Source organism: Pseudomonas sp. R11-23-07 (assembly GCF_003852295.1).
Taxonomy (GTDB): domain Bacteria; phylum Pseudomonadota; class Gammaproteobacteria; order Pseudomonadales; family Pseudomonadaceae; genus Aquipseudomonas.
This window is the reverse complement of sequence record NZ_CP027761.1, coordinates 2,316,682-2,336,126: the sequence shown is the minus strand read 5'-3', so window position 1 is coordinate 2,336,126 and position 19,445 is coordinate 2,316,682. Positions and strand designations below refer to the sequence as shown.

The window sequence follows — 19,445 nt, the reverse complement described above, 5'->3', positions numbered from 1 at the left end:
TCGGTCGATATATCGAGGGTAAGCATGACCATGTCCTCATAAAACGCATGCGACGCACAGCACGACCGTTTTCTCCCTTGCCAAAACTATAAATACCCGCGGGTGAAGTCATGAATATCAAGCAGAAGCTGACATGGGCGTTTGCGGCCATCGCGTGCCTCCCGGTCGTCCTGGTCGCGATGATCGTGGTGCTGAATGTGCGCGAAGGCGCCCTCGCCAACTTTCTCGACAGCAGCGGCCGCGAAATCCGCCAGATCGACAATGGCATGAAGCAGTTTTTCGACGGCATCAGCCAGAACGTCGAGTACGTGGCCAAGGACCCGCGCGTTATCGCGGCCAAGGACCTCAAGAGCTACGCCAGCGCGGACGCCGCGCAAATCCCGCTCACACCGACCAACACCGAACTGCTGGCGATTTTCGACCAATTCGCCAAAAGCCATCCCAGCACTGCCTACCTGTCCCTGGGCCTGCGCGACGGCGGCTACGCCAGCTGGCCGGACGACACCAAACTGACCAACTACGACCCACGCGTGCGCCCCTGGTACCAGGCGGCCATTGCTGCGCCGGGCAAGACCGTGCGCACCGGTGCCTATTACTGGGCACCGGACGATGTGGTGCTGATCGGTACCGTGCATACCGTCGCCGACACCACTGGCAATATCCTTGGCGTGGTCGGCCTGGACGTGTCGCTCAAGCAGCTCACCGAACTGGTGCGCACCATCAAGCTGGGCGACAGCGGCTACCTGATGCTGGTGGAGGCCGACGGAAACGTGCTGGTGGATCCCAGCGATGCCAAGCATAACTTCAAGCCCCTGGCCAGCTTGGGGCCGAACTACGCCGAACTGGCCAAGGACGGTGATGGGGTGACCGAGGTGAACATCGACGGCGTGGCCTACATGGCCAACGTGGTCAGTTCCAAAGACCTGGGCTGGCGCTTTATCGGCCTGATCAAGCGTGACGAAGTGATGGCCGGCGCCACCCGCCTGACGTGGTTGATCGCTGCCATCGCCGCCGTCCTGGCGCTGGTGTTCGCCATCGTCGGCGCCAGTTTCGCCCGCGTGATCGTGCGCCCGATTCGCGGCGTGGCCGACGGCCTGCAGGAAATTGCCGAAGGTGAAGGCGACCTCACGCGCCAGCTCAAGGTGCAGGGCAAGGACGAAACCGCCAGCCTGGCCGGTTGGTTCAACCAGTTCCTGAGCATGATCGCCCAGCTGGTGCAGCGCATCGGCAACGCATCCTCAGACCTGCAAACCGCCGCCGCCGACACCCGTGAAGTCGCGCACAACATGAACCAGGCCGCCGGCCGCCAACGCGAAGCCGTGGAACTGGTGAGCACCGCCTTCAACGAAATGGTGGCCACCGCCAATGAAGTGGCGCGCTCGTGCAGCGCCGCCGCGTCGAGTGCCGACGAAGGCTATCGCGACGTACACAACGGCCAGCAGCACATCGGCGAAGCCACCGGCAGCGTGCTCAAGCTCAGCGAAGACCTGCAGAAATCCACGCAGACCATGCAGTTGCTCGAACAAGACAGCCAGAACATCAACGCCATCCTCGATACCATCCGCTCGATTGCCGAACAGACCAACCTGCTGGCGCTCAACGCTGCGATTGAAGCCGCACGCGCCGGCGATCAGGGCCGAGGGTTCGCCGTGGTCGCCGACGAAGTCCGCGCCCTCGCCCGCCGCACCGCCGACTCCACCGGCGAGATCGACAGCCTGCTGGGCAATCTTGCCCGCCGCACCAAGGAAGTCACCCAGCAAATGCAAAGCAGCCTGCAGGGGTCGCACACCAGCGTGGAACGCATCCAGCAGGCCCGCGACAGCTTTGACAAGATTCGCGGTTCGGTGGACTCGATTCGCGACCAGAACACCCAGATCGCCACCGCCGCCGAAGAGCAGCACCAAGTGGCCGAAGAGATCAACCGGCACATCGCACAGATTCATGCCGATGCGCAGTTGGTTGAAGAGTTTGCGCATACGGCGCAGAGCGGGTCGGGGCGTTTGACCGACATTTCCGGTCAGCTCAACGGGCTGGTGGGCCGCTTCAAGTTCTGACGTCCTCTCCCAAGACAGGCGGTGAGCCCTTCACCGCCTGATCGCTGCATAACCCCCCTCCTCAACAAACCCACGCACGCTTGCCTGGGATCTTGCCGCACGCCTATTGCGCTTCTCGTATTATGGTATACCATCATACGCAGACCCTCACTTAGACGGAGCAGCCCATGAGTTTCGAAATCCGCAAGATCGTCAGTTATGTAGAAGAGACCTTTATCGAGGGCGGCAAAGCCTCCGACACGCCCGTGAAAATGGTCGGCCTGGCCGTGGTACTGAAAAACCCCTGGCTGGGCCGTGGTTTCGTCGAAGACCTGAAGCCGGAGATCCGCGCTAACTGCTCCGACCTCGGCGCGCTGATGGTCGAGCGCCTGGTGGGCATCATCGGCGGTGCCGACAAGATCGAGGCCTACGGCAAAGCGGCCGTGGTAGGCGCCGATGGCGAGATCGAACACGCGAGTGCGATCATCCATACCCTGCGCTTCGGCAACCACTACCGTGAAGCCGTCAAGGCCAAAAGCTACCTGAGCTTCACCAACAAGCGCGGCGGCCCGGGTACCTCGATCCAGATTCCAATGATGCACAAGGACGACGAAGGCCTGCGTTCGCACTACATCACCCTGGAAATGCAAATCGAAGACGCGCCGCGCGCTGACGAAATCGTCGTCGTGCTGGGCTGCGCCGATGGCGGTCGCCTGCACCCACGGATCGGCAACCGTTACATCGACCTGGAAGAGCTGGCGGCTGAAAAAGCCCAGTAAGCGACACCGGCCATAACAAAAAGCATGCAGGAGCGCTCCATGATTCGGCTCACCGCTGAACGCACCCCGGCAGGTACCAGTTACCTGGCGACCGGCCAAGGCCAGCCTGTGGTTTTGATCCACGGCGTGGGCCTGAACAAAGAAATGTGGGGCGGGCAAATCGTTGGCCTGGCCACGAATTACCATGTGATCAGCTATGACATGCTCGGCCATGGCGCCAGCCCGCGCCCGGCCGCCGGCACACCGTTGCTCGGCTATGCGGACCAGTTGCTGGAACTGCTCGACCACCTGCAACTGCCCCAGGCCACGGTGATCGGGTTTTCCATGGGCGGCCTGGTTGCCCGGGCGTTTGCCCTGCATTACCCCGACCGTCTAAAAAGCCTGGTGGTGCTCAACAGTGTATTCAACCGCAGCCCCGAGCAGCGTGCCGGCGTGATCGCGCGCACGGCCCAGGCCGCCGAGCACGGGCCGGATGCGAATGCGGAAGCGGCGCTGTCGCGCTGGTTCAGCCGTGAATACCAGGCGGCCAACCCGGCGCAGATCGCCGCGTTGCGCCAGACCCTGGCGGGCAATGACCCCCAGGGCTACCTCACCACCTACGAGCTGTTTGCGACCCAGGACATGTACCGCGCCGACGACCTCAAGGGGTTGCGCGTGCCCACCCTGGTCGCCACCGGCGAACTGGACCCCGGCTCGACGCCGGAAATGGCCCGGCAACTGGCCGACCGTATTCCCGGCGCCACGGTTGCGGTGCTGGCCGAGCAACGGCATATGATGCCGGTGGAATCACCGCGCCTGGTCAATAGCCTGCTGCTGGGGTTCCTCGACACCGTGTACGCCCAAAACAATCCAATAAAGGGGATCGTTGCATGACACTCGCACGCTTCCAGATGTGCATCGGCGGTGAATGGGTCGATGCCCTGTCCGGCAAGACTTTCGACAGCCTCAACCCGGCCCTGGCCGAACCCTGGGCGCAATTGCCCGATGCCGATGAAGCCGACGTGGACCGCGCCGTACAGGCCGCGCAATCGGCTTTCGATAGCCCGGCCTGGCGCAGCCTCAGCGCCACAGCACGGGGCAAATTGCTGCGCCGCCTGGGTGACTTGATCGCCGAAAACACAGAACAACTGGCGCAGCTGGAAAGCCGCGACAACGGCAAACTGATCCGCGAGACCCGCGGCCAGGTAAGCTATCTGCCGGAGTTCTTCCACTACACTGCAGGCCTCGCCGACAAGCTCGAAGGCGGTACCTTGCCGCTGGACAAACCGGACCTGTTCGCCTACACGGTCCACGAAGCCATGGGCGTGGTCGCCGCGATCATTCCGTGGAACAGCCCGCTGTACCTGACGGCGATCAAACTCGCGCCGGCCCTGGCGGCTGGCAATACCATCGTGATCAAACCCTCGGAGCACGCTTCGGCAACCGTCCTGGAGCTGGCGCGCCTGGCGCTGGAAGCCGGGATTCCACCAGGCGTGGTCAACGTGGTGACCGGCTACGGCCCAAGCACCGGCGCCGCCCTCACCCGCCACTCGTTGGTACGCAAGATCGCCTTTACCGGCGGCGCGGCCACCGCACGGCATGTGGTGCGCAGCAGCGCGGAGAACTTCGCCAAGCTGTCGCTGGAACTGGGCGGCAAATCGCCGAATATCATTTTTGCCGACGCCGACCTCGACAGCGCCATCAACGGTGCAATCGCCGGGATCTACGCGGCGTCAGGGCAAAGCTGCGTGTCCGGTTCGCGCCTGCTGGTGCAGGATGAAATCTACGACGAGTTCGTCGAGCGCCTGGTTGAACGCGCCCAACGCATTCGCATCGGCAACCCGCAGGACGACGCCAGTGAGATGGGCCCCATGGCCACCGCCCAGCAACTGGCCGTGGTCGAAGGCCTGGTGGCGGATGCCATCGCCGAAGGCGCACGCCTGCGCACCGGCGGCAAGCGCCCGCAGAACCTCGGCGAAGGCTGGTTTTATGAGCCGACCTTGTTCGAATGCGACCACAACTCAATGAAGATCATGCAGGAAGAAGTGTTCGGCCCAGTGGCTTCGGTGATCCGTTTCAAGGACGAAGCCCAGGCCCTGGCCATCGCCAACGACTCGCAGTTCGGCCTCGCCGCCGGCATCTGGACCCGTGACCTGGGCCGCGCCCACCGCCTGGCACGCGACGTGCGCTCGGGGATTATCTGGGTCAACACCTACCGCGCCGTCTCGGCCATGGCGCCCATCGGCGGCTTCAAGAACAGCGGCTATGGACGCGAAAGCGGCATCGATTCGGTGCTGGCCTACACCGAGCTGAAGACGGTGTGGATCAACCTCTCCCAGGCGCCCATGCCTGATCCCTTCGTGATGCGTTAAGAGTCCACAACCATGATCGAACCCGGCATTTACAAAGACGTCATGAGCTCGTTCCCTTCGGGCGTCACGGTGGTCACCACCCTCGACCCGGACGGCGGCATCGTCGGCATCACCGCCAGCGCCTTCAGTGCGCTGTCGATCGACCCGGCCCTGGTGCTGTTCTGCCCCAACTACGCGTCGGACACCTACCCGATCCTGCGCGACAGCAAGCGCTTCGCGATCCACCTGCTGTCCGCCGGACAGACCGCCGAAGCCTATGCCTTCGCCAGCAAAGGCAAGGAAAAGGCCAAGGGCATCGAGTGGCACCTGAGCGACTTGGGCAACCCGCTGCTGGCCAACGCCACGGCCATCATCGAGTGCGAGTTGTGGCGCGAATACGACGGCGGCGACCACGCGATCATTGTCGGTGCGGTGAAGAACCTGATCCTGCCCACACAGCCGGTCACGCCGATGATCTATCACAAGGGCAAGCTGGGCCCATTGCCGACTCTGGCCTGAGGAGCGCTGAAGCATGAGCAACGACAAGTATGAACAGGGCCTGAAAATTCGTACCCAAGTCTTGGGTGAAGCCTATGTACAGCGTTCAATCGACAACGCCGACGACTTCACCCGACCGCTGCAGGAGATGGTCACCGAGTACTGCTGGGGCCATGTGTGGGGCCGGGAGGGTTTGTCGCTTAAAGAACGCAGCATGATAAACTTGGCAATGATTTCGGCCCTCAATCGGCCTCACGAACTCAAGCTGCACGTGCGTGGCGCCTTGCGCAACGGGCTAAGTCGTGAACAAATACGCGAAATTCTGCTTCAGGTCGGCATTTACTGCGGGGTTCCCGCTGCTGTGGACAGCTTCCGGCTGGCCCGTGAAGCCTTCGCCGAAGCCGATGCCGAGGCCTCCAGTTAACCGCTACATTCAGAGCAGACCCCATGAAACGCGCGCCCCTCGACGATAGCTTCAAGGTCAATCACAACCCGGTCACCCTGCGCGAAATCGTGCTGGAGAAACTGCGCAGCGCCATCATGAATTTCCAGCTACTGCCCGGTGACCGCCTGGTGGAGCGCGACCTGTGTGACCGCCTCGGTGTCAGCCGCACGTCGGTGCGCGAAGCCTTGCGCCACCTGGAGTCCGAAGGCCTGGTGGAATTCGCCGATGCCAAGGGCCCGCAGGTGGCGATCATCACCCTGGCCGATGCCGTCGATATCTATGAACTGCGCTGCGTGCTCGAAGGCTTGATCGTGCAGCTGTTCACCCTGCGCGCCAAGGCCAAGGACATCAAGGCCCTGGAAAAAGCCCTTGAGGAAAACCGCAAGGCTCTCAAGGAAGGCGAACTGCAGCAAGTGATCGACTCCGTGCAGGGCTTCTATGATGTGTTGCTCGAAGGATCCGGCAACCACGTGGCCGCCACTCAGTTGCGCCAGTTGCAGGCGCGTATCAGCTACCTGCGCGCGACGTCTGTGTCCCAGCAAAACCGGCGTGGCGCCAGCAACCAGGAAATGGAACGCATGGTTCAGGCGATCAAGAGCGGTGACCCCCTGGCCGCCCACCAAGCCTGCGTCGATCACGTGCGTGCAGCGGCAGCCGTGGCCTTGGATTACCTCAAGCGCAAACAGGAAGAAACCGGCAAGCTCCCCGAGATCACCCTGCCTATCGCGCTCAAAGAACCGCGCATAGGTCACTGACCGTGCCCAGCCCCAGCTTCTGCCCGACCTGCGGCGGCCGTGACCTCGGTCACCAACTGCCACCGGGCGACACCCACGAGCGCCTGATGTGCCGGGGCTGTGGCTACATCCACTACATCAACCCCAAGATCATCGCCGGTTGCATCATCGAGCAGGACGGCAAATACCTGCTGTGCCAGCGCGCAATCCCCCCACGCCCCGGCACCTGGACGCTGCCGGCGGGCTTCATGGAAGGTGGCGAAACCACCGAAGAAGCGGCGTTGCGCGAAGTCTGGGAAGAGACCGGCGTGCGCGCCGAGATCGTGTCGCCCTACTCGATTTTCAGCGTGCCGAAAATCAGCGAGGTGTACATCATCTTCCGCGCCATCGCGCTAGAGATCACCGGCCAGTTCGGCCTGGAAACCCTGGCCTACACATTCTTCGCCCCCGAGGACATTCCGTGGGACAGCATCTACTACCCGGCGATCCGGCAGATTCTCGAGCGTTACATCGAGGAACGCCAGGCTGGGGTGTATGGCATCTACATGGGGAATGATGACATTGGCAAGATTCACTTCATGCGCTGATCTCAGCCTAAACACGGTTCAAAATGTGGGAGGGGGCTTGCCCCCGATAGCGGCCTGTCAGTCAGCTTGTTTATAGCTGACCCACCGCCATCGGGGGCAAGCCCCCTCCCACATTTTGACCACACTTGGCCTGGTATGCCTAGGGCGCCAGCCCCTCCACAATAATGATCTGCGCCTCTCCCGCCCCCGCTCTATGCCCCTTTGCCTCCTGATATTCCACAGACTCATAGCACGCCACCGCCTGCTCATAGCTCTCAAACTCAATCACCACATTGCGCTGCCGCACAGGCCCGCCTTCCAGCGCCTCACTGCGCCCGCCCCTGGCCAGAAATCGCCCGCCGAACTTCGCGAACGCCGCCGGCGCGCGCTGGGTGTACTGGGTGTATTGCTCTGCATCGGACACATCCACATGGGCAATCCAATAGGCCTTCATCGAGACATCCTCTTGCTTGGAATTTGTGGTATACCATAATACATACAACCAACAAGCAGAGCACTCCTCATGCCCTTCAACAGCATCGCAGATATCATCGAAGACTACCGCCAGGGCAAGATGGTGCTTCTGGTCGACGACGAAGACCGGGAAAACGAAGGCGACCTGCTGTTGCCTGCGGCGTGCTGCACCGCCGAGACTATCAGCTTCATGGCCCGCGAAGCGCGGGGCCTGATCTGCCTGACCCTTACCGATGAACATTGCCAACGCCTGGGCCTGGAGCAGATGGTGCCGAGTAACGGCAGCGTGTTCAGCACTGCGTTTACCGTGTCCATCGAAGCCGCCACCGGCGTGACCACCGGCATCTCCGCCGCCGATCGCGCACGCACCGTGGTGGCGGCTGTGGACATCAACGCGGGCCCCGCCGACATTGTGCAGCCAGGACATATCTTCCCGCTGCGCGCCCGGGATGGCGGTGTGCTGACCCGCGCCGGCCACACCGAAGCCGGTTGCGACCTGGCGCGCCTGGCCGGGCACACACCGGCCTCGGTGATTGTCGAAGTGATGAACGACGACGGCACCATGGCCCGCCGTCCCGAGCTGGAAGCCTTTGCCCGCAAGCACGGGATCAAGATCGGCACTATCGCCGACCTGATCCACTACCGCCTCAGCACCGAACGCACCGTGGTACGCATCGGCGAACGCGACCTACCCACAGTGCACGGCACCTTCCGCCTGATCACTTTTGAAGACCGCATCGACGGCGGCGTGCATATGGCCATGGTCATGGGCCAACTGCGCCGCGATGAGCCGGCGCTGGTCCGTGTGCACGTGATCGACCCGCTGCGCGACCTGGTCGGTGCCGACTACAGTGGGCCGTCCAACTGGACCTTGTGGGCCGCCCTGCAACGCGTGGCGGCAGAAGGCAGCGGCGTGGTGGTGGTGCTGGCCAACCATGAGTCGTCCCAGGCACTGTTGGAACGCGTACCGCAGTTAACCCAGGCGCCGCGTCAGTTCAGCCGCTCCCAGTCACGGATTTACTCGGAAGTGGGTACTGGCGCGCAGATATTGCAGGACCTGGGCGTGGGCAAACTGCGCCACCTCGGACCACCGCTGAAATACGCAGGCTTGACCGGTTACGACCTGGAAGTCGTGGAAAGCATCCCCTTCACCTGAGGCTGGAAACCCAGCGTCGGCGGATAGCCGGTATGGCAAAGTGCTTGCGCAAAGTTTGGAATACCATAATATGATATTCCATGGGCCGGACAACCTGAATCAGGTCTCCCGGACCGATTGCTCCCGACAGGCGGGCACTCCAAGCCCCGCTCATAAACACAACAATGAGGGCGTAAAAATGGTGTTGAACACAGGTGCAACCGCGGTGCTGTTCGCGGGTTTGTTGAGCGTGGCCAGCCAGGCGGCGTTGGCGGCGGAAAGTGTCAACTTCGTCAGTTGGGGAGGCAGCACCCAGGATGCGCAGAAGCAGGCATGGGCCGATCCTTTCAGCAAGGCCAGCGGCATCACCGTCGTCCAGGACGGCCCCACCGACTACGGCAAACTCAAGGCCATGGTCGAAAGCGGCAACGTACAGTGGGACGTGGTGGATGTCGAAGCCGACTTCGCCCTGCGCGCCGCCGCCGAAGGCCTGCTCGAGCCCCTCGACTTCTCGGTGATCGAGCGCGACAAGATCGACCCGCGTTTCGTCTCCGACCATGGCGTCGGCTCGTTCTTCTTCTCCTTCGTGCTCGGCTACAACGAAGGCAAGCTCGGCGCCGGCAAACCGCAGGACTGGAGCGCCTTGTTCGACACCAAGACCTACCCCGGCAAACGCGCCCTCTACAAATGGCCAAGCCCAGGTGTGCTTGAACTGGCGCTGCTGGCCGACGGCGTGCCCGCCGCCACGCTCTACCCCCTGGACCTGGACCGCGCCTTCAAGAAACTCGACACCATCAAGAAAGACATCGTCTGGTGGGGCGGCGGTGCGCAGTCGCAACAGTTGCTGGCCTCCGGCGAAGTCAGCATGGGCCAGTTCTGGAACGGCCGCATTCACGCCTTGCAGGAAGATGGCGCACCAGTGGGCGTGAGTTGGAAACAGAATCTGGTGATGGCCGACATTCTTGTGGTACCTAAAGGCTCGAAAAACAAAGCGGCCGCGATGAAGTTTCTGGCCAGTGCCAGCAGCGCCAAGGGCCAGGCGGATTTCTCCAACCTGACCGCCTACGCTCCGGTAAATATCGACAGCGTGCAGCGCCTGGATTCGGTCCTGGCGCCCAACCTGCCGACGGCGTACGCCAAGGATCAGATCACCCTCGATTTCGCCTACTGGGCCAAGAACGGTCCGGCCATTGCGACACGGTGGAATGAATGGCTAGTCAAATGAAAATGACGGCAACCACGCCGACCGGGAGCGCCCTCGGCGCTGCCGACGCGGTTTCCCACAAGGCCGGGGCGCTATCCCTGGCGCAACGCTGGCGGGGGTCGAGCAACTTGATCCCGGCCCTGCTGTTCCTCGGCCTGTTCTTCCTGGCACCGCTGATCGGCCTGTTACTGCGCGGCGTGCTGGAGCCGGTACCGGGCCTTGGCAACTATGAACAGCTGTTCGCCAACTCGGCCTATGCGCGGGTGTTGCTCAATACCTTTTCAGTGGCCGGCCTGGTGACCCTGTTCAGCCTGCTGCTGGGCTTTCCGCTAGCCTGGGCGATTACCCTCGTGCCGCGCGGCTGGGGCCGCTGGATCCTGAGTATCGTGCTGCTGTCGATGTGGACAAGCCTGCTCGCCCGCACCTATTCCTGGCTGGTATTGCTGCAGGCCTCGGGGGTGATCAACAAGGCGTTGATGGCCATGGGCATCATCGATCAACCGCTGGAGATGGTGCATAACCTCACCGGCGTGGTGATCGGCATGAGCTACATCATGATTCCGTTCATCGTGTTGCCGCTGCAGGCGACCATGCAGGCCATCGACCCGATGATCCTGCAGGCCGGCTCCATCTGTGGCGCCAGCCCTTGGACCAACTTCTTCCGGGTGTTCCTGCCGCTGTGCCGGCCGGGGTTGTTTTCCGGCGGGTTGATGGTTTTTGTGATGTCCCTCGGTTACTACGTCACCCCGGCCCTGCTGGGCGGTGCGCAGAACATGATGCTGCCCGAGTTCATCATTCAACAGGTGCAATCGTTCCTCAATTGGGGCCTGGCCAGTGCCGGTGCGGCGTTGCTGATTTTCATCACGCTGGTGCTGTTCTACTTCTACCTGAAGCTCCAGCCGGAATCCCCGGTTGGCGCCAGCAACGCGAGGTAAGCCGTCATGCTCCTGACCCCCAACGCCATGAGCCGCAGGATGCGCCTGGGCCTCTACACCACCACCGGTTTGATTGGCCTGTTCCTGCTGTTGCCGATCGTGTTTATCGTGTTGCTGTCGTTCGGTTCGTCGCAATGGCTGGTGTTCCCGCCACCGGGCTGGACACTGAAATGGTACGGCCAGTTCTTCTCCAACCCCGACTGGATGAACGCGGCAATGGCCAGCCTCAAAGTGGCGGTGCTGACCACGCTGTTCGCCGTCGCGCTGGGGCTGCCGACCGCCTTTGCCCTGGTGCGCGGACGCTTCCCCGGCCGCGAGCTGCTCTACGGCCTGTTCACGCTGCCGATGATCGTGCCGCTGGTGATCATCGCCGTGGCGGTGTACGCGCTGTTCCTCAAGCTCGGCTATACCGGCACGATGTTCGCCTTCGTGGTCAGCCATGTGATTGTCGCGCTGCCGTTCACCATCATCTCGATCATCAACTCGCTGAAGCTGTTCGACCAGTCGATTGAAGACGCGGCGGTGATCTGCGGCGCCTCGCGCGTGCAGGCGGTGTTCAAGGTGACCTTCCCGGCGATTCGCCCAGGGATGGTCGCCGGTGCGCTGTTCGCCTTTCTCGTCTCGTGGGACGAAGTGGTGCTCAGCGTGATGATGGCCAGCCCGACCCTGCAAACCCTTCCCGTCAAAATGTGGACCACCCTGCGCCAGGATCTGACGCCTGTGATCGCCGTCGCCTCGACGTTGCTGATCGGCCTGTCGGTACTGGTCATGGTGATCGCCGCCGCCCTTCGTCGGCGCACTGAAACCAGCGCCTAAGCGCCCAGGAGCAGAACATGAGTGCAGTGATCCAAGATGTCGCGCAGAACCCCGGCCAACCCCTGGTCAGCCTGCGTAACCTGAACAAGTACTACGGCGACTTTGCCGCCGTGGACAACATTTCCCTGGACATCCAGGACGGCGAGTTCCTCACCTTCCTCGGCTCCAGCGGCTCGGGCAAGAGCACCACCCTGTCGATGCTCGCCGGTTTTGAAACGCCAAGCAGCGGCGAGATCCTGGTGAGCGGGCAATCCCTGGTCAACGTGCCGCCGCACAAGCGTGACATCGGCATGGTGTTTCAACGCTACTCGTTGTTTCCGCACTTGTCGGTGCGCGACAACATCGCCTTCCCCCTGGCCATCCGCAAACTGGCCAGCGCCGAACGCGAGAAACGCGTGGACGCCATGCTCAAGCTGGTACAGCTGGAACCGTTCGCCCATCGCCGCCCTTCGCAACTCTCCGGTGGTCAGCAACAGCGAGTGGCCATCGCCCGTGCGCTGGTGTACGAGCCGCGTATCCTGCTGATGGACGAGCCCCTCGGTGCCCTCGACAAGAAGCTGCGTGAAGACCTGCAGGACGAACTGCGCCAGCTGCACCGGCGCCTGGGCATCACCATCGTCTACGTGACCCACGACCAGGAAGAAGCCATGCGCCTGTCCCAGCGCATCGCGATTTTCAGCCACGGCAAAATCGTCGGCCTGGGCAGTGGTTTCGACCTGTACCAGAACCCGCCGAACGCGTTCGTCGCCTCGTTCCTGGGCAATTCCAACTTCCTCAAGCTCAAGGCCCAGGGCAATGCGGCAGCGTCGTTCGAAGGCCAGTCGCTGTCGATCCGCCTGACCAGCGGCCTGCAAACCGAGCAGGATGTATTGCTGATGGTGCGCCCGGAAAAGGCCCTGGCGCTGAGCGTCGAACAGGCCATCGAGCAACCGTTGGCCGCAGGCTGGAATGAGGTCTCGGCGATTGTCGGGGAGGTGCTGTTTCTGGGCGAGAGCCAGACCTGCGCGGTGAAGACCCTCGGCGGTACTTCGATGACGGTCAAGGCGCTCTCGGCGGCGGGCATGCCACTCAAGGCCGGCGATCCGGTGCGGGTGCGTTGGGCCGCGGCGGATGCGTGTGTGTATACGGAGTGGGCGGAGAGTGATTTGAATAAGGCGGCCGGAGCGCACTGAGCCTGCCTTGTAAGACTTCATGTGGCAGCGGCTGGCTCCCGATAGCGGAATATCCGCCAGTTAGTTTGTAGCTGACAGTTCCGCCATCGGAGCGTCGCATCAAGTCTGTACCAAATGATCCAGACTACGTCGCCAGGAAAAACCGACTACAAAAAAATACCCGGCAGCGCCGGGTATTTGATTTGACGTGATGATCAGTCCGAATAACCCAACTTCACCGCTCGGACCTTCTGCGTGTGCTTGCGCGTCGCCAGGCAATAATACAACGGACACGTCACCGCCAACCCCACCAGCCACGACAAATCCGCGCCGTCTACCAGGTTGGCCCAGGGCCCCACATACAACGACGTATTGGCAAACGGCAGTTGCACGATGATCCCAATGAAATACGCCACGATCGCATGCAGGTTAAACCGCCCATACACCCCGCCATCCGCCTGGAAGATCGAGGCGATGTCGTACACCCCGCGTTTGATGATGTAGAAATCGATCAGGTTGATCGAGGCCCACGGCACCAGCACCAGCAACAGCGCGAGGATCAGTCCGATAAATTGCGCGATGAAGTCCGCCGACGCGCCCAGCGCCACCACACAGCAACCGGCGAGGATAATGCCCGAGAGCACCACGCGCACCTTGATGCTGGGGGTCCAGTGGCTGGCGAAGGTCTGGATCGAGGTGATGATCGAAAGCACTGCGCCGTACAGGTTTAGTGCGTTGTGGCTGATGATATTGAGCAGGAACAGCACCATCAGGATCGGCCCCAGCGCGCCGGTGGCTTGTTTGACCGCGACCATCGCTTCGGTGCCTTCCGGTGTCGCCAGCGCTGCCACCAGGCCGAAGGCGAACGACAGGATGGTGCCCAGCGTTGCGCCCAGATAGGTGGCAATAAACGGTCGGGTGATGCCGATGTCCGCCGGCAGGTAACGCGAATAGTCGCTGGTGTAGGGCGAGAAGCTGATCTGCCAGATGATCCCGAGCGACACCGTGGCCAGCCATCCGGCGGCGTTGAAACCGCCGCGGGTGAGGAAGTCGGCCGGCAGGTCATGGGCAAAGATGTAGGCAAAACCGGCGAGCAACGCGCTGCCCATCACCCAGGTGCCGATGCGGTTCAAGGTATGGATAAAGCGGTAGCCGATCACGCCGATGGCCGTGGCGCTGAGAGCGCCGATCAGGATGCTCGCCGGCACCGGGACCGAGGGCACGATGCCGACGATGGATTTGCCGGCCAGCACGATGTTGGAAATGAAAAAGCCGATGTAGATCAGCGCTGCGAAAAACACGATCAGCAGCGCGCCATAGCGCCCGAACTGGCCGCGGCTCTGCACCATCTGCGGGATGCCCATGCGCGGGCCCTGGGCCGAGGCAAGGGCGATCACTACACCGCCCAGCAGATGCCCGAGGGCAATCGCCAGCAGCCCCCACAGCAGGTTGAGATGGAACACTTGGGCCACCATCGCGCCGGTGACGATGGGCAGCGGCGCGATATTGGTACTGAACCACAAGGTGAACAGGTCGCGGGCCTTCCCGTGGCGCTCTGCGAGGGGGACGTAATCGACCGTATGATGCTCGATCAGGGGGTCTTGCCGGGACATCTGAGGCATAGGAATAACTCGCGTTTGTCTGATCTTATAGTTGTTTGACGCCAACCGAGGGGGCTCTACAGCCGCCCAAGATGAACACCATATTATGGTATTCCAACTATTTAACAAGATTGATTCGCTTTTTTCGCCCCGCCTCTGATCCGGTAATCCCGGTCCTTGAAAAACCGCTACCAGAGGATAAACCCCTGTAATAGAGGGCTCTGGTGGTCAGAGACACGTTTTATCGCCCTGTCCAAAAAAGCCCTTGCAACTGCTGTATTACGGTATACCATCAGACCTATAAAATTAAAAACCCGCTTCATAGCAGAGGACCATCCCATGATCGATGCCGCCATCTACAAACAAGTGATGGGTTCGTTTCCGTCCGGGGTCACCGTGATTACTACGCTGGACGACGACGGGCAAATCGTCGGCCTCACCGCCAGTGCGTTCAGCTCGCTGTCCATGGACCCGGCCCTGGTGCTCTTCTGCCCCAACTACAGCTCTGACTCCTACCCCGTACTGATCAAGAACAAGCGCTTCGCCATCCATGTGTTGTCCGGCGGGCAGCAAAGCGAAGCCTATGCCTTTGCGCGCAAAGGCAAGGACAAAGCCCAGGGCATCGAGTGGACCCTGAGTGCTTTGGGCAATCCGATCCTGGCCAACGCCACGGCGGTCATTGAATGCCAGTTGTGGCGCGAATACGAAGGCGGCGACCACGCAATCATGGTTGGCTCGGTCAAGAACCTGATCGTGCCGACACAGCCCAATGGGCCCCTGGTGTATTGCCACGGCAAGATGGGTACCCTGCCGGTGCCTGCCTGATACCCCCCGCCAAAGCCGTTCTTTTTTCGCGGAAAATAACAATAGATCCGAGGTATGCGTCATGAAATTTTCGCTGTTCGTACACATGGAACGCTGGGATGAAAGCGTCAGCCACCGTCAGTTGTTCGAAGACTTGACCGAGCTGACCCTGATGGCCGAAGCCGGTGGCTTCAGCACCGTGTGGATTGGCGAGCACCACGCCATGGAATACACCATATCGCCAAGTCCAATGCCGCTGCTGGCTTACCTCGCGGCCAGGACCACCACTATTCGCCTGGGCGCCGGCACCATCATCGCGCCGTTCTGGCACCCGCTGCGGGTGGCGGGGGAATGCGCGTTGCTCGACGTGATCAGCAACGGACGCATGGAAGTGGGCCTGGCCCGTGGTGCTTACCAAGTGGAATTCGACCGCATGGCCGGCGGCATGCCCGCCTCGAGCGGCGGCCAGGCCCTGCGCGAAATGGTGCCGGTAGTGCGCGCCTTGTGGAAAGGCGACTACGCCCATGACGGCGACATCTGGAAATTCCCCACCTCCACCAGCGTGCCCAAGCCGATCCAACAGCCCACCCCACCGATGTGGATCGCCGCCCGCGACCCCGACTCCCACAATTTTGCAGTGGCCAACGGCTGCAACGTCATGGTCACGCCGCTGATGAAGGGCGACGAAGAAGTCCTGGACCTTAAAAACAAATTCCAGGCCGCCCTGGACAACAACCCTGGCGTGCCCCGCCCACAATTGATGGTGCTGCGTCACACCCACGTGCACGCCGCTGATGACCCGCAAGGCTGGGAAGTCGGGGCCAAGGCGATCTCGAAGTTCTATCGCACCTTCGATGCCTGGTTCGGCAACAAGAACGTGCCGGTCAATGGTTTCCTGGAGCCAAGCCCGGAAGAGAAGTTCGCCGCACGCCCAGAGTTCGAACTGGAGAGCCTGCACAAAACCGCAATGATCGGCACCGCAGCAGAGATCATCCCGCGCATTCGGTACTACCAGGAACTGGGCGTGGATGAGTTCAGCTTCTGGTGCGACAACAGCCTGCCCCATGCCGAGAAAAAGAAGTCCCTGGCACTGTTTATCGAGCAGGTGATGCCCGCGTTTCGTTGACCGGCTGCAGGCGCCCGCTCATCAACCACATCATGAGAGCGGGGTTGCCCGAATGCCAGTCAGTTAAGAAGTAGCAGAAGCGAGAACTAACTTGTGGCGAGGGAGCTTGCTCCCGCTGGGGCGCGAAGCGGCCCCAAACAATGGGACTGCTGCGCAGTCCAGCGGGAGCAAGCTCCCTCGCCACAGGTTCGGTGTCGCCTTAACTGACTGGCATCAGGACTTGCCCGCACCCCAGTGTTTTGGCCTCAGCCCATCATCGCAGCATCGGTAACAGTCTATTGCGCTGCACAATGTACTAACTGGTTACTTATCTTGCTAAAATCGCGCTTTGCCCTCTCTCACTCGAGTCTTTTCGACATGAAACGAGCATCGCGCGCCGCTGGCGTCTCACGTTTTCTTCTGCTGGGCCTGGGCGTAATCATCGCCCTGCTCGGCCTTGCGCTCGCTGTCGGCGGCGCCAAACTGGTCAGCCTGGGAGGTTCCTGGTACTTCCTGGTCGGTGGCGTGGTCATGGCCATTGCCGGGCTGTTGATTGCCCGGCGCAAGCCGGCGGGCGCCTGGTGGTTCGCCGCGTTTCTGGTCGGCACGGCCGTCTGGGCCGTGGCCGATGTAGGCCTGGTGTACTGGCCGCTGTTCTCGCGACTGTTCATGTTCGCGGTGATCGGCATCGTGGTTGCGCTGGTCTATCCATTGCTGGTCGGCAAACCGGCGCGCGGCGCGTATGGCGTTGCTGCCGTGCTGGCGCTGGGCGCGGCGGTGGCGGCGGGCAATATGTTCGTCGCTCACCCAAGCGTAGCGCCGACCGGCGCCGGCCCTGGCATCACCCCGGTGGCTGCGGCCGATGCCCAGAAAGACTGGGCACACTACGGCAACACCGAAGGCGGCAGCCGCTTCGCCGCGCTGGACCAGATCAATCGCGACAACATCGACAAGCTCAAAGTCGCCTGGACCTACCGCACCGGTGACGTTGCCATCAGCGACGGCAACGGCGCAGAAGACCAACTCACGCCCCTGCAGATCGGCAACAAAGTATTCATCTGCACCCCGCACAACAACCTCATCGCGCTGGACGCCGACACCGGCAAGGAGCTGTGGAAGAACGAGATCAATGCCCAATCGGCGGTCTGGCAGCGTTGCCGTGGCATGGCGTATTTCGATGCCAGCGCGCCGATTGCCCAGCCGACCCAACCCAACAGTTCGCCGGTGATCGCCGCCAGCGTGCCCGCCGGTGCGCAATGCCAGCGGCGCCTGCTGACCAATACCATCGATGCACGCCTGATCGCCGTGGATGCCGACACCGGCAAATTCTGCGAAGACTTCGGCAACCACGGCCAGGTAGATCTGAAAGCCGGGCTGGGCAATGTCCCGGACAGCTACTACCAATTGTCTTCCGCGCCGTTGATGGCCGGTACCACCGTGGTGGTGGGCGGACGCGTGGCCGATAACGTGCAGACCGATATGCCGGGCGGCGTGATCCGTGGCTTCGATGTGATCAGCGGCCAGATGCGCTGGGCTTTCGACCCTGGCAACCCGCAAGACAAGCAGGCGCCAGCCGACGGCAGCACCTATGTGCGCAGTACGCCCAACAGCTGGGCGCCGATGTCCTACGACCCGCTGATGAACACGGTTTTCCTGCCGATGGGCAGCTCATCCACCGACATCTACGGTGTTGAGCGCACCGAGCTCAATCATAAATACGGCGCTTCGGTACTGGCGCTGGACGCCTCCACCGGCGCAGAGAAATGGGTGTACCAGACGGTCCACAATGACCTGTGGGACTTCGACCTGCCGATGCAACCGAGCCTGATCGATTTCACCCCGCCAGGCAGCGACAAGGCGGTACCCGCGGTGGTAATCGGCACCAAGGCCGGGCAGATCTATGTGCTCGACCGCGCCACCGGCAAGCCGTTGACCGACGTGCAGGAAGTGCCGGTGAAAGCCGCGAACATTCCCAACGAGCCGTATTCCCCCACCCAGCCTAAATCGGTGGGCATGCCGCAGATCGGCGCGCAGACCCTGACCGAATCGGACATGTGGGGCGCGACGCCCTATGACCAGTTGCTGTGCCGCATCGACTTCAAGGGCATGCGCTACGATGGCCTGTATACCGCGCCGGGCACCGATAAATCCCTGAGTTTCCCGGGCTCTCTGGGCGGCATGAACTGGGGCAGCATTTCCACCGACCCGGTGCACGGCTTTATCTTCGTCAACGACATGCGCCTGGGCCTGTGGATCCAGATGGTGCCGTCGCAGAACAAGGCCCTGGCAGCGTCCGGGGGTGAAGCGCTGAACACCGGCATGGGCGCCGTGCCGCTCAAGGGCACGCCGTATGCGGTGAACAAGAACCGCTTCCTGTCGGTGGCCGGCATTCCGTGCCAGGCGCCGCCGTTCGGCACCTTGACCGCCATCGACATGAAGACGCAAAAAATCGCCTGGCAAGTACCGGTCGGCACCGTTGAAGACACCGGCCCCCTGGGCATCCGCATGCACCTGCCGATCAAAGTAGGCCTGCCGACCCTCGGCGGTACGCTGTCGACCCAGGGTGGCCTGATCTTCATCGCCGGCACCCAGGACTTCTACCTGCGCGCCTTCAACAGCGGCAACGGTGATGAAATCTGGAAAGCCCGCCTGCCCGTTGGCAGCCAGGGCGGCCCGATGACCTACGTGTCGCCGAAAACCGGCAAGCAATACATCGTCGTCACCGCTGGCGGTGCGCGCCAGTCCACCGACCGTGGCGACTACGTGATCGCCTACGCCTTGCCGTAACCACCCTCTGTTCGCGCGGTGCGCCCGCACCGCGCTTTGTGTCTGGAA

Annotated in this window: 17 protein-coding genes and 2 pseudogenes; 17 read left to right on the top strand and 2 right to left on the bottom strand. The window is 62.2% G+C overall.

The window, feature by feature from the left end:
- Window positions 1–110: 110 nt before the first annotated feature.
- The 9 genes and pseudogenes from C4J84_RS26720 to C4J84_RS10710 all read left to right on the top strand — a co-directional run.
- Window positions 111–1,190, top strand: a pseudogene (locus C4J84_RS26720) (cache domain-containing protein); the annotation flags it as partial.
- Window positions 1,191–1,517: 327 nt separating this feature from the next.
- Window positions 1,518–2,054 (top strand): annotated as a pseudogene (locus C4J84_RS26715) (methyl-accepting chemotaxis protein); the annotation flags it as partial.
- Window positions 2,055–2,221: 167 nt separating this feature from the next.
- Window positions 2,222–2,812, top strand: a complete 591-nt coding sequence (locus C4J84_RS10740) for an amino acid synthesis family protein (protein ID WP_124362460.1) — start codon at window positions 2,222–2,224, stop codon at window positions 2,810–2,812.
- 39 nt (window positions 2,813–2,851) lie between these two features.
- Window positions 2,852–3,685, top strand: a complete 834-nt coding sequence (locus C4J84_RS10735; RefSeq protein WP_124366707.1) for an alpha/beta fold hydrolase — start codon at window positions 2,852–2,854, stop codon at window positions 3,683–3,685.
- On the top strand, window positions 3,682–5,163 hold the full coding sequence (locus tag C4J84_RS10730; RefSeq protein WP_124370409.1) for an aldehyde dehydrogenase: 1,482 nt from the start codon (window positions 3,682–3,684) through the stop codon (window positions 5,161–5,163). Before C4J84_RS10735 ends, C4J84_RS10730 begins: the two co-directional genes overlap by 4 nt.
- A 12-nt stretch (window positions 5,164–5,175) precedes the next feature.
- Entirely contained in the window at window positions 5,176–5,661 is a 486-nt protein-coding gene (locus C4J84_RS10725; RefSeq protein ID WP_065952751.1) for a flavin reductase family protein, read from the top strand.
- A gap of 13 nt (window positions 5,662–5,674) precedes the next feature.
- Window positions 5,675–6,064: a carboxymuconolactone decarboxylase family protein gene (locus C4J84_RS10720; RefSeq protein ID WP_065883580.1), complete on the top strand. Its 390-nt coding sequence runs from the start codon at window positions 5,675–5,677 to the stop codon at window positions 6,062–6,064.
- Window positions 6,065–6,087: 23 nt separating this feature from the next.
- A complete protein-coding gene (locus C4J84_RS10715) occupies window positions 6,088–6,840 on the top strand; it encodes a GntR family transcriptional regulator (RefSeq protein ID WP_065952753.1) in 753 nt (250 codons plus the stop codon).
- A 2-nt stretch (window positions 6,841–6,842) separates the two neighbouring features.
- Window positions 6,843–7,406, top strand: coding sequence for an NUDIX hydrolase (locus C4J84_RS10710; RefSeq protein WP_124370408.1), 564 nt, complete (start codon window positions 6,843–6,845; stop codon window positions 7,404–7,406).
- Window positions 7,407–7,545: 139 nt separating this feature from the next.
- On the opposite strand, the gene C4J84_RS10705 is transcribed toward C4J84_RS10710, so the two are convergent.
- On the bottom strand, window positions 7,546–7,839 hold the full coding sequence (locus C4J84_RS10705; RefSeq protein ID WP_124366697.1) for a DUF1330 domain-containing protein: 294 nt from the start codon (window positions 7,837–7,839) through the stop codon (window positions 7,546–7,548).
- A gap of 69 nt (window positions 7,840–7,908) precedes the next feature.
- Here C4J84_RS10705 and ribBA point away from each other — a divergent pair, with 69 nt between their 5' ends.
- The 5 genes from ribBA (at window position 7,909) to C4J84_RS10680 (ending at window position 13,121) form a co-directional block, all read left to right on the top strand.
- Window positions 7,909–9,015, top strand: a complete 1,107-nt coding sequence (gene ribBA / locus C4J84_RS10700) for a bifunctional 3,4-dihydroxy-2-butanone-4-phosphate synthase/GTP cyclohydrolase II (protein WP_124370407.1) — start codon at window positions 7,909–7,911, stop codon at window positions 9,013–9,015.
- A gap of 178 nt (window positions 9,016–9,193) precedes the next feature.
- Window positions 9,194–10,219 carry an ABC transporter substrate-binding protein gene (locus C4J84_RS10695; protein ID WP_124370406.1) on the top strand — a complete coding sequence of 342 codons (1,026 nt, stop codon included), beginning with the start codon at window positions 9,194–9,196 and terminating at the stop codon, window positions 10,217–10,219.
- A complete protein-coding gene (locus tag C4J84_RS10690; protein WP_164487653.1) occupies window positions 10,216–11,133 on the top strand; it encodes an ABC transporter permease in 918 nt (305 codons plus the stop codon). The genes C4J84_RS10695 and C4J84_RS10690 overlap by 4 nt, the downstream gene beginning before the upstream one ends.
- 6 nt (window positions 11,134–11,139) lie before the next feature.
- Window positions 11,140–11,949, top strand: a complete 810-nt coding sequence (locus C4J84_RS10685) for an ABC transporter permease (RefSeq protein WP_124370405.1) — start codon at window positions 11,140–11,142, stop codon at window positions 11,947–11,949.
- Window positions 11,950–11,966: 17 nt separating this feature from the next.
- Window positions 11,967–13,121, top strand: a complete 1,155-nt coding sequence (locus tag C4J84_RS10680) for an ABC transporter ATP-binding protein (RefSeq protein WP_124366692.1) — start codon at window positions 11,967–11,969, stop codon at window positions 13,119–13,121.
- Window positions 13,122–13,315: 194 nt separating this feature from the next.
- On the opposite strand, the gene C4J84_RS10675 is transcribed toward C4J84_RS10680, so the two are convergent.
- Window positions 13,316–14,722, bottom strand: a complete 1,407-nt coding sequence (locus C4J84_RS10675) for a cytosine permease (protein WP_124370404.1) — start codon at window positions 14,720–14,722, stop codon at window positions 13,316–13,318.
- Between the two features lie 318 nt (window positions 14,723–15,040).
- On the opposite strand from C4J84_RS10675, the gene C4J84_RS10670 reads away from it, so the two are divergent.
- The 3 genes from C4J84_RS10670 (at window position 15,041) to C4J84_RS10655 (ending at window position 19,397) form a co-directional block, all read left to right on the top strand.
- Window positions 15,041–15,526, top strand: coding sequence for a flavin reductase family protein (locus C4J84_RS10670; RefSeq protein ID WP_124362446.1), 486 nt, complete (start codon window positions 15,041–15,043; stop codon window positions 15,524–15,526).
- Between the two features lie 61 nt (window positions 15,527–15,587).
- Window positions 15,588–16,631, top strand: coding sequence for an LLM class flavin-dependent oxidoreductase (locus C4J84_RS10665; RefSeq protein WP_124370403.1), 1,044 nt, complete (start codon window positions 15,588–15,590; stop codon window positions 16,629–16,631).
- A 357-nt stretch (window positions 16,632–16,988) separates the two neighbouring features.
- On the top strand, window positions 16,989–19,397 hold the full coding sequence (locus C4J84_RS10655; RefSeq protein ID WP_124370402.1) for a glucose/quinate/shikimate family membrane-bound PQQ-dependent dehydrogenase: 2,409 nt from the start codon (window positions 16,989–16,991) through the stop codon (window positions 19,395–19,397).
- Window positions 19,398–19,445: the final 48 nt, after the last annotated feature.

Bases quoted from the DNA above. Each gene is read 5' to 3' on its own strand.
- C4J84_RS10670 (WP_124362446.1), top strand. From the start codon at position 15,041: ATGATCGATGCCGCCATCTACAAACAAGTGATGGGTTCGTTTCCGTCC.
- C4J84_RS10730 (WP_124370409.1), top strand. From the start codon at position 3,682: ATGACACTCGCACGCTTCCAGATGTGCATCGGCGGTGAATGGGTCGAT.
- C4J84_RS10690 (WP_164487653.1), top strand. From the start codon at position 10,216: ATGAAAATGACGGCAACCACGCCGACCGGGAGCGCCCTCGGCGCTGCC.
- C4J84_RS10685 (WP_124370405.1), top strand. From the start codon at position 11,140: ATGCTCCTGACCCCCAACGCCATGAGCCGCAGGATGCGCCTGGGCCTC.
- C4J84_RS10680 (WP_124366692.1), top strand. From the start codon at position 11,967: ATGAGTGCAGTGATCCAAGATGTCGCGCAGAACCCCGGCCAACCCCTG.
- C4J84_RS10740 (WP_124362460.1), top strand. From the start codon at position 2,222: ATGAGTTTCGAAATCCGCAAGATCGTCAGTTATGTAGAAGAGACCTTT.
- C4J84_RS10675 (WP_124370404.1), bottom strand. From the start codon at position 14,722: ATGCCTCAGATGTCCCGGCAAGACCCCCTGATCGAGCATCATACGGTC.
- C4J84_RS10655 (WP_124370402.1), top strand. From the start codon at position 16,989: ATGAAACGAGCATCGCGCGCCGCTGGCGTCTCACGTTTTCTTCTGCTG.
- C4J84_RS10695 (WP_124370406.1), top strand. From the start codon at position 9,194: ATGGTGTTGAACACAGGTGCAACCGCGGTGCTGTTCGCGGGTTTGTTG.
- C4J84_RS10705 (WP_124366697.1), bottom strand. From the start codon at position 7,839: ATGAAGGCCTATTGGATTGCCCATGTGGATGTGTCCGATGCAGAGCAA.
- C4J84_RS10720 (WP_065883580.1), top strand. From the start codon at position 5,675: ATGAGCAACGACAAGTATGAACAGGGCCTGAAAATTCGTACCCAAGTC.
- C4J84_RS10715 (WP_065952753.1), top strand. From the start codon at position 6,088: ATGAAACGCGCGCCCCTCGACGATAGCTTCAAGGTCAATCACAACCCG.
- C4J84_RS10725 (WP_065952751.1), top strand. From the start codon at position 5,176: ATGATCGAACCCGGCATTTACAAAGACGTCATGAGCTCGTTCCCTTCG.
- ribBA (WP_124370407.1), top strand. From the start codon at position 7,909: ATGCCCTTCAACAGCATCGCAGATATCATCGAAGACTACCGCCAGGGC.
- C4J84_RS10665 (WP_124370403.1), top strand. From the start codon at position 15,588: ATGAAATTTTCGCTGTTCGTACACATGGAACGCTGGGATGAAAGCGTC.
- C4J84_RS10735 (WP_124366707.1), top strand. From the start codon at position 2,852: ATGATTCGGCTCACCGCTGAACGCACCCCGGCAGGTACCAGTTACCTG.